General features: G+C 36.3%; 12 protein-coding genes. All 12 read left to right on the top strand.

Going from position 1 to position 14,586, the window contains the following annotated elements; translation table 11 throughout:
- Positions 1 to 11 precede the first annotated feature (11 nt).
- The gene (locus EPJ90_RS02805; RefSeq protein ID WP_200542544.1) at positions 12 to 899 is read left to right on the top strand and encodes a choline kinase family protein; all 888 of its coding nucleotides are present in this window, start codon (positions 12 to 14) and stop codon (positions 897 to 899) included.
- A 371-nt stretch (positions 900 to 1,270) separates the two neighbouring features.
- Positions 1,271 to 1,849, top strand: coding sequence for a plasmid pRiA4b ORF-3 family protein (locus tag EPJ90_RS02800; RefSeq protein WP_161636738.1), 579 nt, complete (start codon positions 1,271 to 1,273; stop codon positions 1,847 to 1,849).
- Between the two features lie 254 nt (positions 1,850 to 2,103).
- Complete coding sequence (locus EPJ90_RS02795; RefSeq protein WP_161636737.1) at positions 2,104 to 3,156, top strand: LacI family DNA-binding transcriptional regulator; 1,053 nt, start codon at positions 2,104 to 2,106, stop codon at positions 3,154 to 3,156.
- Between the two features lie 167 nt (positions 3,157 to 3,323).
- Positions 3,324 to 4,226 (top strand): ribokinase, encoded by a 903-nt coding sequence (locus tag EPJ90_RS02790; protein WP_161636736.1) that lies wholly within the window; start codon positions 3,324 to 3,326, stop codon positions 4,224 to 4,226.
- Positions 4,223 to 5,314, top strand: a complete 1,092-nt coding sequence (locus EPJ90_RS02785; protein ID WP_161636735.1) for a BMP family lipoprotein — start codon at positions 4,223 to 4,225, stop codon at positions 5,312 to 5,314. Before EPJ90_RS02790 ends, EPJ90_RS02785 begins: the two co-directional genes overlap by 4 nt.
- A gap of 38 nt (positions 5,315 to 5,352) precedes the next feature.
- Positions 5,353 to 6,906, top strand: a complete 1,554-nt coding sequence (locus tag EPJ90_RS02780) for an ABC transporter ATP-binding protein (RefSeq protein WP_200542543.1) — start codon at positions 5,353 to 5,355, stop codon at positions 6,904 to 6,906.
- Positions 6,893 to 7,990: an ABC transporter permease gene (locus EPJ90_RS02775; protein WP_161636733.1), complete on the top strand. Its 1,098-nt coding sequence runs from the start codon at positions 6,893 to 6,895 to the stop codon at positions 7,988 to 7,990. Before EPJ90_RS02780 ends, EPJ90_RS02775 begins: the two co-directional genes overlap by 14 nt.
- Positions 7,990 to 8,958: an ABC transporter permease gene (locus EPJ90_RS02770; protein ID WP_161636732.1), complete on the top strand. Its 969-nt coding sequence runs from the start codon at positions 7,990 to 7,992 to the stop codon at positions 8,956 to 8,958. Before EPJ90_RS02775 ends, EPJ90_RS02770 begins: the two co-directional genes overlap by 1 nt.
- A complete protein-coding gene (locus tag EPJ90_RS02765) occupies positions 8,936 to 9,883 on the top strand; it encodes a nucleoside hydrolase (RefSeq protein ID WP_161636731.1) in 948 nt (315 codons plus the stop codon). The genes EPJ90_RS02770 and EPJ90_RS02765 overlap by 23 nt, the downstream gene beginning before the upstream one ends.
- On the top strand, positions 9,880 to 10,512 hold the full coding sequence (locus EPJ90_RS02760) for a YczE/YyaS/YitT family protein (protein WP_161636730.1): 633 nt from the start codon (positions 9,880 to 9,882) through the stop codon (positions 10,510 to 10,512). Before EPJ90_RS02765 ends, EPJ90_RS02760 begins: the two co-directional genes overlap by 4 nt.
- Entirely contained in the window at positions 10,505 to 11,518 is a 1,014-nt protein-coding gene (locus tag EPJ90_RS02755) for a nucleoside hydrolase (RefSeq protein WP_237558281.1), read from the top strand. Before EPJ90_RS02760 ends, EPJ90_RS02755 begins: the two co-directional genes overlap by 8 nt.
- A gap of 1,681 nt (positions 11,519 to 13,199) precedes the next feature.
- Positions 13,200 to 14,586 (top strand): Ig-like domain-containing protein (locus EPJ90_RS02750; RefSeq protein ID WP_200542542.1); only part of this gene is annotated, 1,387 nt, incomplete at its 3' end.

Raw genomic sequence — 14,586 nt, 5'->3', positions numbered from 1 at the left:
GAGCGTTACAGATGGCAGAAATCATCACGAATTACATGCAAAACATTGCGAAAACATTGGAATGTGAGATTGATTCCATTTTGAACTTTACCCCACTATTTGGCGGACTTACCAATCATTCTTACACATTCGAGGTTGATGGAAAAAAGTATGTTTATCGTGAACCAGGCGTTGAAACGGATGCTTATATTAATCGGAAAAGTGAGTTCTATGCTCAATTGAAAGCGAAAGAACTCGGCTTAGATAACAGTCTTGTATTTATGGATCAAACTGAGGGCTGGAAGATATCGAATTATATTGAAAATGCGCGCTATTTTGATTATATGAACGAAGAAGATGTTAAAGTTGTAATCGAGAAAGTACGTTACCTTCATGATGCAAACATACAAGGCGAATGGGAGTTTGACTTATTCCAAAAAATTCAAGACTTTAAGCAAGAAATTGGTGATGTTGGTCGTTCCCATTTCTCAGATTATGATGATTTAAGTGAACGCGTAGAGCGCATTTATGAGTGTGTTTCACGTGAAGGTTATGCGAAGACTCTTTGTCATAATGATATCTATACGACTAATATTCTCTTCCAAGATGATAATTTTTATTTAATTGATTGGGAATTCGCGATGGTTGCCGATCCAGCTGTAGACCTTGCGACCTTTATCGTATGTTCGCCTTACGATTACTCAACCATTCTGAAGGTTCTTGATCAATATGCAGGGGGGACCATGAGCGAAGCTGACAAGCATCATTTTATTGGAACTTTTGCGGTTACCGGATTTTATTGGATGAACTGGGCAATTTTCCAAGAACATAATGGTACTGATGTTGGGGATTTCTTTGAAAATTATGCTGCTTATACACGTTTGTTTGTAAAACAGGCTGAATCTTTTTATAACTTATGATGTTAATTTTGATATTACATCGTTAGAAGCGAACTCCTCTTTATAAATAGATCTATCAAACTCAAAAACATTCAGAAATATATTAATACTACCATTTTTAGGAATAAAAACGATCTATCTGGTTGGAAGCATTTGATTTTAGATTAATTCAAAGTCGTTAAATTTTGGACTTCATTATTTATAGAAAGACATGTGATTCTTTTCTGTTATCATTTGAGAAATGCTACATCACAATATCCTATTCTCTATCTCTAGACATAAAGAAAATATTTAAGTTTATGCTCTATTGATTTCCTAAACATGAACACTACTAAAACATATTAATAATTATCAGTGTGTATGATATACTAAATTTAAAAGAGGTGCATAAAATGAATCAGTACTTAGTGGTTATTGAACTGACAGGAATGAAAGAGCGTTGTTATCGTAAAGTTGTGGTTGATGCAGATTTAACAATGTATGAACTCCATCTCGTTATCCAAACTGCTATGGGATGGAATAACGCTCATCTATATGAGTTCGTTTTACCAAATGACATGAAAATCGTAGGTTTTTTTGAAGGTGATAGTTCCACAATGGAAATCGATGCCGCTAGCATTCAAATACGCGATGTATACAATAAAACGAAGAATTTACGTTATATATACGATTTTGGTGATTGGTGGGATCATGATATCGTGATTAGTGAAATTGTCGAACAATATGATACTTCCGCAACGGTTATTGAAGCGGAGGGTGTGTGCCCTCCAGAGGATGTCGGGGGAGTAGGCGGATATGAATATCTCAACAATACCTTAATTTCCGGAGATGAAGAAGAAGTCAAAAATATCTTGGAATGGTTGGCTATGATTGAATATTCACCAACAGATACAATAAATGTTACACGGATGAATGAAAAATTAAGCGAAATATTAAATAACACTAAAACTAATCATAAAATACTACATTAATCATAAGAAATAAAGTCGTCGGAAATGTCGTTAAAGACTTTAGTTGAATTTATTTTTCAACCGTACCAGTAATGGTGCGGTGTTTTTATAAATAAAAATGTATGAAGCAAAATATTTAATTGAAAATGCAACACAATTATAATGATTCATAAGCCAATATTCGATATGCATTACATAAGAAGATAAAAGGATTATTTGCATTTTATTTTAATAAGGTATAATAGAAGGAGATATGATATAAGGGATGGGGCGCTATGACAAAAGATAATTACAAGAGAACACGGCTCAAGGATATTGCTGAAATTGCAGGCGTATCTGTGGCAACAGTATCCATTATACTGAAAGATCCGGATACCAAACGGTTTTCAACTGAAACAAAACGACAAATCATTGATTTGGCGAAATCACTTAATTATACACCCAATATGGCAGCGAGAAGCCTCGTGCAACATAAAACATTTGCTTTGGGGTTAATCATACCGGATCTTTCAAATCCGTTTTTCGCAAACCTAGCAAAAAAAATCGAGACATTAGCGAGAGCTTATAATTACACAGTGCTTATGGTTAATGCAGATGAACACTACGAGAATGATATAAAATTGTTTGATTCGCTCTTTCGCAGAAATATGGATGGTATCATTCTTGCGGCATCTGCCAATTCGTATGGACATGAAAAACAAATAAACCGAATGATAGAAAGGGCGAATATTCCGACCATCACAATTGATCGATCATTAAAAGATTATAAAGGGAGTCAAGTTGTATTCGATAATAAATTAGGTACATACATAGCGACAGTACATTGTATCAAGAAGGGTCATCAAAATATTGGTTTTATCTCAACTCGAGAAACGTCTTTGAATGGCTATTTTCGACATGAAGGCTACCGAGAAGCGATGCTTGATTACAAATTAGATTATGACGAGTCAAAGGTTTTTTTTGGAGGTTTTGATTTTAAAACTGGTTATGATGCTGCCGAAGTATTACTTAAACAGAACATTACTGCAGTTGTTGCTTCAAATGATTTAAATGCTTATGGGTTCAAAAAACGTGCTGAGGCTTTAGGATATCGCATTCCACAAGATATTTCGATTGTGGGTTTTGATAATCTTGAGATGAATGATTATATTTCAGAAGGCATTACATCGATTGATTTGAATGTTGATGCTATGGCAAAAAGTACGATTGAGATTATGATTCGGATGATTGAAGAGAAGGACTTCGTTGAACGCTTAGTATTGAAACCGAAGTTATATGAACGAGATAGTGTAATTGATTTTAATCAAGAAATGAAAAATGATGCTTAGCATCATTTTTTTTATGGAGGTCGATGGTACAAATAATGTAAGCGATTTCTAGAAAAAACTCAAATAGCGTTGACAACGCTTACATTATTAACTATACTAGTTTTAAATTAAGTTAAACGTTTAACTTAATGTCGAAGACGTTCGATTTGATTGAATAGGAGATTACAATGAAAGTCCTTAATTTTGGTTCAATGAATATTGACAATGTTTACTATCTTGACCGGTTTGTACAACCTGGAGAAACCAAGGATGTCAGAAAATTGGAAGTGAATCCGGGTGGTAAAGGGTTAAATCAGTCAATTGCAATGAGGCGTGCGGGCATTGATGTCTGCCATGCTGGAATTTTAGGAAATGGAGGGAATGTACTTAAAGAATATTTAGAAGAGAACGAAGTTGATGTACATTTGGTCAAGATGGATGATATCTTGCAAGGGCATGCAATCATTCAGGTTGATGAAATTGGAGAAAACTGCATTATCGTTTACAGCGGTTCGAATGGAAGCGTGGATCGCGAGTATATTGATAATGTCTTAACTCAGTTTGATCAAGAAACCATGCTTGTTTTACAAAATGAAATCAGTGAGTTGGAGTACGTGGTCAATGAAGCACACAAACGTGGAATGACCATTGTTCTTAATCCGTCCCCCCTTACTGAAAGTCTAAAGCAAATTGATTTGAATAAAATCAGCTGGTTGATTATGAACCAAGTTGAGGCAGAAATGATGAGTGGTTGCACGGAAACGGAAGCCATTCTAGATACATTTAAAGCGAAGTATCCAGATCTAAATTGTGTACTAACGCTTGGGAGCAAAGGAAGTGTGTGTCTCTATGAAGGAAGCATCATCGAGCAGACTGCTTTTCAAACCAAGGCTGTCGATACAACCGGAGCTGGGGATACGTTTGCAGGATATTTTGTAGCGGGTATGAGTCGCAACAAACCAATTCAAGATGTATTAAACGATGCATCAAAGGCCGCAGCATTGTGTGTTAGTCGTTATGGAGCGGCACCATCAATACCCTATTATAAAGATTTAGCTCAGTTAACATCATTCAAAGGAGAAAAACGATGAAAAAGTTTAAATTAATTTTGTTTGCAGCTGTGTTATTACTTGTGACTGTGGGATGTAGTTCCACAACGGATTCCGCTTCAGAAGATGGCGTAATCTTGATTGTTAATGGAAACTTGGGTGACCTTGGTTTCTTTGACTCCGCTAATGAAGGAATGAAACGCGTTGAAAAAGATTTGGGATTACCAATTCAAGTTATTGAAACAGGGTCTGACGAATCAAAATGGGAACCAGCTCTAGCGGATGCTGCTGAAGAAAAAGCAAAAATTATTATTGCAGTATCACCGTCAATGGTTGATCCAATTCAACAAATTGCACCACAATATCCAGATAAAACATTTATCTTAATTGATAACGCGGTCGATTACAGTAAAGGAAACTTAGACAATGTATATTCAGCAACCTTTAAACAAAATGAAGGTTCGTTCTTAGCAGGTGCTTTGGGTGCTTATATGACTATTGAATTACCAAATGCTGATGAAAAACCGATGATTGGCTTCTTGGGTGGAATGGATATTCCTCCAATTAACGACTTCTTAGTTGGTTACATTGAAGGTGCTAAATATGTAAATGAAGACATTAAAGTTGTCGCAACATATGCGGGTGACTACTACGACCCTGCTAAAGGAAAAGAGTTAGGAATTGCATTAGCTAATAAAGGTGTTGATGTTATATTCCCAGCAGCAGGTCCTACAGGATTGGGTACCATTGAAGCTGCTCGTGAGACAAACAAATATATCATTGGTGTGGATAGTGACCAATCTGCAATGTATAGCAATAACAATAAACAAGATATTGCAGATATCATTATTTCCTCGATGGTGAAACGTGTCGGAGATGTTCTATTTAACTCAGTGAAACTTCATCAAGAAGATAAACTACCACTAGGAACAGCTGAACAATTAGGTGTTAAAGAGGGAGCTGTGGGATTGGCTAAAAATGATGTCTTCACATCAAGCATGAAGCCGGAAACGATTGCTGCCCTTGAAGAAATTGAACAAAAAATTGTTGCAGGTGAAATCGAAGTAAGTACTGCAATCGGTATGTCTACAGAAATTTTAAATAGCATTAAAACAAGTGTTGCACCTTAAGAATTGATGCAACTCAATTCTTAGGTATGGAGGTTATTATGCAAGAATTACTAAATGTAGAGAATGTATTGAAAGTTTACCCCAATGGTGTTGTCGCAAATAAAGATGTAAATTTGAGATTAATGACCAATGAAATTCATGCCTTAATTGGAGAAAATGGCGCTGGTAAATCAACATTGATGAAGATTCTCTTTGGAATGGAACGTCCAGATAGTGGTACGATAACACTTAATGGAGAAGCGGTTACGATTGAAAACTCTAAAAAAGCAATCGATTTAGGGATCGGGATGGTTCACCAACATTTTATGTTGGTTGAATCACTCACGATTGCTGAAAATATTGTCCTTGGCGATGAGCCAACACGTGGAAAATTATTTCTCGATGAAAAAGAGATGCTTAGTCTTGCGCGTGAATATAATGAAAAATATCAGTTTAATATCGATATTACAAAAAAAGTACAGGATGTATCCGTGGGTGTTAAACAAAAAACGGAAATCCTTAAAGCGTTGGTTCGTGGTGCGAAAATTCTAATTCTCGATGAGCCAACGGCAGTACTCACTCCACAAGAAACGACAGAGCTATTTCAACAATTAAAGATGTTAAAAAATCAAGGACATACCATTGTATTTATATCACATAAATTGAATGAGATTATGGAACTGTGTGATCGTGTGACAATCATGCGTCATGGTCGTACAGTTGTCTCTAAAAATATTTGTGATACCAGCGTTGAGGATATCTCAAAAAATATGGTCGGACGCGATGTTGTATTGAAAATTGAAAAAAAACCGATGGAACGCGGAGATGTCTATTTATCTGCCCGAAATTTAGTTGCAATTAATGATATTGGAAAGCGCGTTGTAGATCATGTCTCATTGGATGTCTATGCTGGACAAATTCTAGGTGTTGCAGGTGTTGAAGGAAATGGTCAATCAGAATTGTCGGATATTTTGAGTGGAATGACAACGATGCAAGAGGGTTCCTTTACGATTAATGGTAAAGAACCTGAAAACTATACACCAAAAGCGATTCGCGATTGTGGTTTAAGTATTATTTCGGAAGATCGCCTCAAGACAGGAACCGCACCCCACATGTCGATTGTAGATAATATGTTTACCAATCGGATTGAGTCGTTTACAAAAAAAGGAAATATCATTCTTGATCGTCATAAAATGAACCATCACGCTCAAGAATTGGTTAAAGAGTTTGAAATTGTCACCGACTCAATCAATCGTTCAATTTTAATGTTATCAGGTGGAAATATGCAAAAAGTTGTAGCCGCTCGTGAATTATTGGATGAATCAACAGTTATTATAGCAAACCAACCAACGCGTGGTATTGATGCTGGAGCATCAGAACTTTTACGCCGGAAGATTATTGAATTAAGAGATCAAGGCAAAGCAATTATTTTGATTTCCGCAGATTTGAATGAAATATTAGAACTCAGCGATAGTGTTGCAGTTATGTACTCAGGAAAGCTTAACGCATATTTCGATGATACAAAAACACTCACTGAAGAAGAACTCGGATATTACATGTTAGGGGTAAAAACACAACAAAACCAAGGAGGGCAAGATCATGCAGAAAATTAAAATGAAACGAACAAAAATGGATAAATTTCTGCGTAAGTTTGAAATTGTAAGACTCTTGATTGCTGTTGTTATTGCATTTGGTGCTTCGTTTGGAATTCTAGCAATGTTTACACCCCATCCAGTGCAAGCCATTATTGATTTAATTATTGGTCCACTAACATCTGTACGTCGCTTTAGTACGGTTATTGAAAAAGCAATTCCGCTCACATTTGCAGGTTTAGCAGTGAGTGTTATGTTTAGAGCCAATCAGTTTAACTTAGCAGCTGAAGGCGCACTTTATTTTGGTTCTTTGGTTGCAGCAACCATTGCCATTTTTATGGGTGGTCATCCAATCTTTGTGACAATCGTAGCAATATTAAGTGCTGGGTTAGTCGGAAGTATTATAACCGCAATTCCAGGATATCTAAAAGTTAAATGGAATGTCAGTGAATTGGTTGTATCCATCATGTTAAATACGATTATTTTATATTTTGGAACGTATCTCTTCAATCATTATATTCGGGATATTAATTCTGCCTATGCGGCATCCTATCCATTCCAGGACGGAGTCGGGTTACCTGTACTCTTAAAAAACACACGTCTTCATCTAGGAATCGTGATTGTCGCAATCTTCGTGATTGCGGTTAACTTCTTTATTAATAAAACAAAATGGGGCTATAAAATTACAGTTACTGGTAACAATGAAGAATTTGCGAAAAGTGTAGGAATGAATACACCACACATTATCATGTTAGCTCAACTTGTTGGAGGATTTGTTGCAGGACTTGGTGGTGGCGTTGAAATGCTTGGTTTGTATACGCGTTTTCAATGGATGGCATTGCCAGGATTTGGTTTTGATGGTGTTGTTTTAAATATTATTGCTAAAGGCAATCCAAAATTTATTCCTCTAGCGGCAATCTTTGTTTCCTACATCCGTATTGGTGCTGACTATATGTATCGCCAATCCGGTGTAGCACCAGAAATTGTCGCAATTATTGAAGGCATTTTAATCATCCTTATTGCCGCAAACGCATTCCTTGCTAAATGGCGTCATAAGATGACCGTTGATATTTCTACACGCGAATTAAATAAGGAGGTTGCATAATGGAATACATTCAAATGATCTTTACCACTTCATTTTACGATACCATTATTCGTGTTGCGACTCCGTTATTGCTTGCGACTATGGGAGCGGTTATCACTTCAAATGCTGGAATTACAAATATTGGACTTGAAGGAGTAATGCTTACATCTGCACTTGTCGCTGTATTATCCAGTGCATTTGGGTTTGGACCTTGGTTTGGACTCCTAATTGCTGTCATCACGGGAATCCTAGCATCACTATTTATTGGATATGTTTCACTGAAACTCAAAACGGACAGTGCATTAACGTTTATTACTTTTAATGCCATGGCTTCCGGTGGAACCATCTTCTTTATGTATTCGATCACAGGAGATAAGGGAACAACCAGTTCCTTAAATTCAGGGGTACTACCAAATATAAATATCCCCATCATTAAGGATATCCCTATATTGAGTACGATATTTTCGGGACATAATGTGGTTGCTTATATTGCGGTGATTGCTATTATTGCAGTATGGATTTTGCTTTATAAAACACCAATGGGACTTCGAATACGTGCAGCAGGAGAGGCACCGCAATCTTTGGAGTCCGTAGGTCAAAGTGTTTTTAAAACAAAAATGATTGCACTTGCCATTAGTGGAATTTTAGGTGGAATCGCCGGTGCTTACATGTCAATGGGCTATGTAAGTTGGTTTTCGAAAGACATGCTAGCAGGTCGCGGATTTATTGCGATGGCAGCTGATGCAATGGGTAAATCAACACCTCTTGGCGCAAGCTTAGCGGCAATTCTCTTTGCTTTCGCAGAAGCATGGTCTTACGCTTTACAATTAACCTCCATTCCAACGGAATTGGTTCAAATGATTCCTTATGTTGTGTCTGTTGTTGGACTGGTAGTATTTAGTATTCGTGTTAAACGCGAAAATGAAAAGAAAAAAATGAGATTAGCACTTGAAGGGAGCATTAAGCATGAAACGCAAAATAATTATTGATTGTGATCCAGGTCACGATGATGCAATGGCCATTATGTGGGCACTTGCATCACCTGAATTAGATATATTAGGTATTACTACGGTAGCAGGAAATCAAACGTTAAGTAAGGTTACAGAAAACACACTTCGTATTCTAACCTTATTAGGACATCATGAGATTCCGGTTGCGGTCGGTATGAGCCAACCCCTTGTACGTAATTTGGAAATTGGTGGTGAATTAGTACATGGGGATTCGGGACTTGAAGGACCCGAACTTCCTGAACGTGGTTTTGATCCAATTAAAGAGGATGCTGTTTCATTTATAATTCGTACTCTTGAAGCAAGCAAGGAGCCAATTACATTGGTTCCTCTAGGACCTTTAACGAATATTGCATTGGTTTTACGTATGAGACCTGATTTAATGGACAAGATAGAATTGATCGCGTTGATGGGTGGTGGAACGGTTGGAAACTATACGCCAGCTGCTGAGTATAATATCTGGGCAGACGCTGAAGCTGCAAAAGTTGTCTTCAACAGTGAGATTGAAATTTTAATGGCTGGTTTAGATGTTACGCAAAAAGCTTACGTGACACGCGAGGAAAATGAAATATTAAGAGTCCAAGGAAATAAAGGATCTGTATTCGCAGCGGAGTTGATTGATTATTTCAGTAAATATCATTATGAGGTTGAAGGCTTTCCAGGTTGCACACTCCATGATCCAACTGTAATTGGAGCACTTGTTCATCCTGAAATATTTGAATCCATTCAATGTAATGTGGATGTTGAAACACAAGGAACGTTAACCTACGGAATGACTGTAGTGGATACGATTAACTATCAAGAAAAAATCTTTGGCGTAAAACGCCCCCAAAATGTCAAATTCTTAAAGGGTGTCAACCGAGAAGTCTACGTTGAAAACTTCTTTAAGGCAATGAGTCGATTATGAAACATAAAAAACTACCGATACGTATCTTAATTGCAGCAATTGGATTAATGATTTCAGGAATCGGTGTCGGAATCTTTATTTTTAGTCAATTAGGTGTTGACCCAGCAAGTGTTTTTCAACTGGGTCTCGCCAAACAACTTGGGATCCGTTATGGAGATGCATCCGCTTTGATGAATCTGGTTATTCTAACCATCGTTTTCATTATTGATCGCAAGTTTATTAACATTTCATCTTTTTTAGCGATTTTTTTAATCGGATACACAGCAGATTTTACCAACACAATCTTAATGGGGATTTTACCATCAGATTTTTCAGTTGGTATTCGGATGGTGTTGATGATTATCGGATGTGGGATTATGGCATCGGGAATCCCCATATACATTCGTGCTAATTTAGGTGTCGGTGCAGTGGATTTAATTTCTGAAATTATTTCAGAAAGAAGTGGTATTGCTTATCGTATGGTTCGCATTATTGGCGATTTAACCTTGGTAATAGTAGGTTATTTTTTGGGAGGAAAAGCAGGCGTTGGTACCATCGTGGCAGTAGTTATGACGGGCCCGATTGTACAATTCTTAAGACCCCATACCAATAAGATGGTAGATAGGATAATAGGTGAGTATGATGAATAGAGTGATATTGGATATAGATTCTGTTGGTGATGACATTTTAGCTGTAATCTTTGGTGTTTTAGATCCGCAAACGCATCTTGAGGCGATCACGACAGTTTGTGGAGCAAGTGGTGATATTGAGCAGGCTACATGGGTTGCACTGAATACGGTTGCCCTTACACACCGTCAGATTCCTGTGTATGCTGGTATGGCGCAACCCATGAAACCCGTTTCGACTGAACACGGTGACCCTGTAAACTTCCATGAGTTACTTCGTGATAAGTTGGGTTCGCGTTTAGATCGCTTCAATGAAGCGCAAACAAAACCACTTCAAGAAGCAGAAGTGATGAATGCTGTGGATTATATCATTGATACAGTGAAAAACAATCCGAATGAAATTACGATTGTGACGACGGGACCAATGACAAATCTCGGCGTTGCTTTACAAAAATGCCCGGAAATTGCATCGAAGATCAAGCAAGTGATTGCACTTGGCGGTAATTTTGAAATTGCTGGGAACATCACACCTTTATCTGAGTACAATATTTGGGCAGATCCTGAGGCCGCAAAGATCGTGCTTAATGCAGACATCGATGACATCATTTTAGTCCCACTCGATATCTGTGAAAACAATGATTTCGCAGCGTCGATGCTTTCAAGAGATGATTTATACGATCTTGAAACGTATGGAAAACGTAATGATGTAATCGAATACATGATTCACAAATTCCCAGTATATATTGATATTTGGCGTGAGTTCTTTGATTTATCTGGATTCCCTATGGATGATATCATCACGCTATCGTTGGTTGCACACCCACACTTGTGTACTTATTCTGAACCCGTTCATGTTGATGTTGAATTGGAAGGAACTTTGGCACGCGGTGCAACCGTCGCTTACTTTGGTAAGCAAATTATGCACAATCCATTGAAAGAACATCGCAATGTTCGCATAGCAAAATCTGTCAATGGGAGAGCATTTATGAAGCTGTTTATTGACACAATCATAGATGATTCTCATTTGTAATTAACCTCTAAGAATAGAATGATTCTTGAATTTATATGGACATGGTATTAACAGAATCCCATACTATGTTTAGACTAATATTATTTTATAAAGAACTCTTGTCCATTGAATTAGGACTCGAGTTTTTTTATTCTATTTCAAGTTACTATTAATATAAGGTATATAGTGAACTGATATGATAATGATCAAACAATAAATCCATAATCAATACTTACTTTAGTCCAAATAAAACACCGTAATTCCATGTAAAATGAAGTTGTTTGAATTAAAATAATTAATTCATATTGGATTTTTTTCTGCTAGGCTTTGTTCAGTTTTTTTAATATATTCCAGGGAATATATTATCAAGCAGATAACTATAAACTCTAATGGTGCAGTATTTTTTGAACACTAGTGCATCAATAAATTTAAGCATTTATTGATTTTGTTAGGTGTTCTACAACAATATTATGCACGCAATCTTTCCTTGTTATATCATCCAAATTCATATTCAAATATTTTAATTTCGAGTTATTTGTCACGATTAATCTGTAGGCGGTAGAAAAGTTCGAAATGTTGGATTTCTAAAGAATTGGTCCACTACCGAATTATTACATAGACACCTTGTTTGGATTCACTACATTTTCTAGATAATATTGTATGAAATCATAGGATTCGAATTGACTACCTTGGTCACTATACAAGATTAACCCCTTAGTTTTTTTTGTTGTAATTGCAGGTCCGTTTCTAAAGTATCTTTGGCAGGTCTGCTTGTCATCATGTCGTTATTCAAATCTTTTTAGTACTGATAATAATTCGGTCAGATAGGTCTAGAATAATGCGGAAGAATTGAAAAATGCAATCCGAGCTTGAATGAAGGAGAAGACGGTACACTAAACTGTGGTTTTCTTCAGTATTGAAGTCTTGCGATAACAGGTTGGAAAACATCTTATGTTTAATTCCTTCAATACAGAGTGGTGTCTTCGTAGCTGAATATAGTAACTTAATCCATTCACTATTTAGAAATATGACCTTGCCATGATGTTCTACAATGCCACTATTGGAAAGGAAAATTTCCTTAAAATTATCTTAAATTAATATCTTATTTGGTGATAATCTATGTGACATTTCTAATATAGTTATAATATTCGTTAGCATCAATCCCACATCATTAAAGTACACAGTGTAGGCCTAAGTGATTCATTTCGAACTCAACGAGTTTCTGTTTGAGACTACAGTCTTATTTCGTTAATTCTAGTTTGTGCACTAATTTGGTTGTAATTTGTCATAACATGCGGTAATCAAGTTCAGTCCCCTAATACGCCAAATTCAGTGGAAAGGATTGTAATGATGTACCAATCTTGCATATATACTTTAATAATTCTCTTATTTCTTTCTGTTCAGTAACGTTTTATATGTTTTCTCTGTTTCTTCCATCGTACTAGATTAATCGCAAGAGATACAAATTTAATATATCATCATCAATTGATGCTTTAAAACTGTGAAGTTAGTATGAGATAACACGAAAGTTCAGTGATATCGAAGTATATAAGTCGATATATTTTACTTGTTTGATAGAATGTGCTTGTAATATGTTAATTATTTATGACAGAGCTATCGGTTTAGAGGGGGGGTTCAATATAAAGAATGTAAGTAGCAGGAAAATATAGCTTAAATGGATAAAGTACGCTAAGGAGAAAATATGAAAAAATTTTTAAAACTATTCTTTTCTTTGACATTAATTTTTAGTAATGCTTTTGTTATAAACGCAAATGCTAAAACAGTTAAAGATAGTGATATTATTACTTTAACAGATCCAAACTTTAATAAATCACATGGTTATAATACTAATGTAGAGCAGTATATGACTATAGAAGTTGCAGAAATAAATGAAAATCAATCTAACATTATATTATCTATAAATCGAGAAACCGGTATTTTGGCGTATACGCCTTATAATAGAAGTACTAAAATTTATGGTGAAACTGTAGAGTTCTCGAACACCAGTCTCAATATTGAGCGCAAAGCCTACTCTAGAACGAATCTTGATGTGGAGCACAAGGCAGGTATGTATAAATATACTCCTGATCAAAACAGAACTGGAAACATTTATAACGGTAAATTTAGATACGATGGTTCTAACATTGCTTATACATATGGAAAAGGGTATGCAGGAATACCAAAATTTGTGAATGTAACAGCTCAATTTATGAGTGATGGAAAAGAAATAAAACCTGCTGTGACTCAAAAAGGAATCCAATCACAGTCCTACACTTTTTCAGAAAACTACCCAATCGAGGGATACTCTCAAACGACTGTTAGCGGAATCAAATCTGGGAAAGTTGGAAAATCAGACATTAAAGTGATTTATAATTATGTTGAAGACTACGATGCAGCCAAACATGATATTGTGATTGATCCAGCTAGTTCAGGAGACACGAAAATAGTTGGAACTGGATTTCCAGGTGATACAATTGTATTCACAGATTCTTCGGGAGAAAAAATCGGTGAAGGTGTCGTTGATTCAAATGGAGATTACGACATTACATTAGATAGACCTTTAATTGGTGACGAAATTATAATAGGTCAACCTATTACAAATGGCATCAAAGGTAATAAAGAAAATGTTGTTGTTTATAATCGTGAGAAGCATAAAGTAACGATTGAACAACCAGTAGAAAATGATACTATTGTAAAAGGTAAGGGAATCGCGGGTGATTTATTAATTCTAAAAGATGGCAATGGAATAAATATTGGCGAAACAACTGTCAATGATGATGGGTCTTACACTATTAATGTATCTCGTCCTCTAATTGGCAATGAGGAAATCAAAGTCATCCCTTATACGAATGATATCGAGGGTATGGAAACGAAATCTACCGTTCTCGATAAAGATGCCCATAAACCAACGGTGAATAAGCCAGGCTCGGGTGAAACCAATGTGACTGGAAAAGGAACACCGGGTGATGAAATCATCATTACTGATGGTAAAGGTAAAGAAATCGGAAAAGGCACTGTCAAGTCAGATGGAACGTTTGATGTGAAAACAGAACGCCCATTAGAACCTAATGAAGTGATTACAATCACAC

The sequence above is a fragment of the Erysipelothrix sp. strain 2 (EsS2-7-Brazil) genome (genome assembly GCF_016617655.1).
GTDB lineage: Bacteria > Bacillota_I > Bacilli_A > Erysipelotrichales > Erysipelotrichaceae > Erysipelothrix > Erysipelothrix piscisicarius.
The sequence above is the reverse complement of the archived record's forward strand: the minus strand, read 5'-3'. Positions and strand labels throughout refer to the sequence as shown.

What these genes read in the sequence shown, in the direction of transcription:
- EPJ90_RS02790 (WP_161636736.1), top strand. Translation starts at nt 3,324, where the DNA reads ATGAAAGTCCTTAATTTTGGTTCAATGAATATTGACAATGTTTACTAT.
- EPJ90_RS02795 (WP_161636737.1), top strand. Translation starts at nt 2,104, where the DNA reads ATGACAAAAGATAATTACAAGAGAACACGGCTCAAGGATATTGCTGAA.
- EPJ90_RS02775 (WP_161636733.1), top strand. Translation starts at nt 6,893, where the DNA reads ATGCAGAAAATTAAAATGAAACGAACAAAAATGGATAAATTTCTGCGT.
- EPJ90_RS02785 (WP_161636735.1), top strand. Translation starts at nt 4,223, where the DNA reads ATGAAAAAGTTTAAATTAATTTTGTTTGCAGCTGTGTTATTACTTGTG.
- EPJ90_RS02800 (WP_161636738.1), top strand. Translation starts at nt 1,271, where the DNA reads ATGAATCAGTACTTAGTGGTTATTGAACTGACAGGAATGAAAGAGCGT.
- EPJ90_RS02760 (WP_161636730.1), top strand. Translation starts at nt 9,880, where the DNA reads ATGAAACATAAAAAACTACCGATACGTATCTTAATTGCAGCAATTGGA.
- EPJ90_RS02805 (WP_200542544.1), top strand. Translation starts at nt 12, where the DNA reads ATGGCAGAAATCATCACGAATTACATGCAAAACATTGCGAAAACATTG.
- EPJ90_RS02780 (WP_200542543.1), top strand. Translation starts at nt 5,353, where the DNA reads ATGCAAGAATTACTAAATGTAGAGAATGTATTGAAAGTTTACCCCAAT.
- EPJ90_RS02770 (WP_161636732.1), top strand. Translation starts at nt 7,990, where the DNA reads ATGGAATACATTCAAATGATCTTTACCACTTCATTTTACGATACCATT.
- EPJ90_RS02765 (WP_161636731.1), top strand. Translation starts at nt 8,936, where the DNA reads ATGAAACGCAAAATAATTATTGATTGTGATCCAGGTCACGATGATGCA.
- EPJ90_RS02755 (WP_237558281.1), top strand. Translation starts at nt 10,505, where the DNA reads ATGAATAGAGTGATATTGGATATAGATTCTGTTGGTGATGACATTTTA.